General features: G+C 77.8%; 1 pseudogene. It reads left to right on the forward strand.

The annotated features are described in order from the left end of the window. Positions 1-1,196, forward strand: a pseudogene (locus AB0O00_RS40435) (hypothetical protein); the annotation flags it as partial.

Genomic DNA, 1,196 nt, shown 5'->3' on the forward strand with positions numbered 1-1,196 from the left:
ACCGGGAGCGGCCCGACGGGGAGCGGCCCGGCCGGCATCGAGGGCATCACCTGCACCTGGCCCGTCCTGACCGTCTTCAACCGCGAGCGCGCCGTCGCCGTCGACCCCGACGGCATCCGCGCCACCTGCCGCTTCACCGTCCCCGACGACGCCACCCTGTTCGCCGCCCACTACGCCGGCGGCTCCTTCCTCATCAGCTGGACCTGCGAGCCGAGCCCCTACTACTGCGACACCGCCGTGTGGGCCGACCGCCCCGACACCCCCTTCACCCCCACCCGCCTCAAAGGCCTCGTCCCCTACGGCGGCAGCCTCGACGGCGCCTACGGCTTCCAGTTCGAGACCGCCGACGGCACCGGACGCCACGGCGGCCTGCGCGTGCTGCGCCCCGGCGACACCCACGGCATCGACGGCGACGAACTGCAGCTCGGCGACGGCACGACGATCTGGACCAACGCCGTCTTCGGCGACCGGCCCTGGCGGCCCGCCGACCCCGTCACCGGCGAGCCCGTCACCGCCGGCCCCGTCACCGCCGACCCCGTCACCGGCAGGCCCGTCACCGGCGAACCCCAGGCCCCGGCACCCCAGCCCGACTTCCCCGGCCGCCCCGCCGACCCCGCCCTGCCCGCCGAAACCGGCATGGCCCTGTCCCGCGAGGACCTCCACCTCGCCCCGCTGCCCGCCACCCTCACCGGCTCCCCGCTCGGCAGCCGCGACGGCCTCGCCGGCACCCGCGTCCTGTTCCGCGCCCGCCACCGCGACCACGCCCCCGACCACTTCCTCCTCCAGAGCATCGACGGCCGCACCGCCCGCTTCGACATCGACCGCCCCGGCCAGACCCCCTGGGGCCTGTGGGCACCCCCCGAGGGCGCCGCCGAGGACGTCGTCCTCGCCGACACCCAGACCCGCACCGGCGTGCGCGCCTACACCTCCGACGGCACCCTGCTGTGGGAACAGGACGGCCACCCCACACCCCGCCGCCCCCGCGGCACCCCCGACCGCGCCGCCCCCGGCTCCGGCGGCACCGCCCTGCCGCCCGCCTACTGGTACCTGCTGCGCACCCGCGATCGGGCCGGCTCCCGCGCCCTGCGCACCGTCACCCGCCCCGCCGCCGACGCCCTGCTGGCCGCCGCCCACGACGGCCCCGACACGCTGCGCGCCGCCGTCACCCGCGAACTGCCCGCCGTCACCGACCCGGT

This window comes from Kitasatospora sp. NPDC093558 (assembly GCF_040683475.1).
In the GTDB taxonomy this organism is placed as follows: Bacteria; Actinomycetota; Actinomycetes; order Streptomycetales; family Streptomycetaceae; genus Kitasatospora.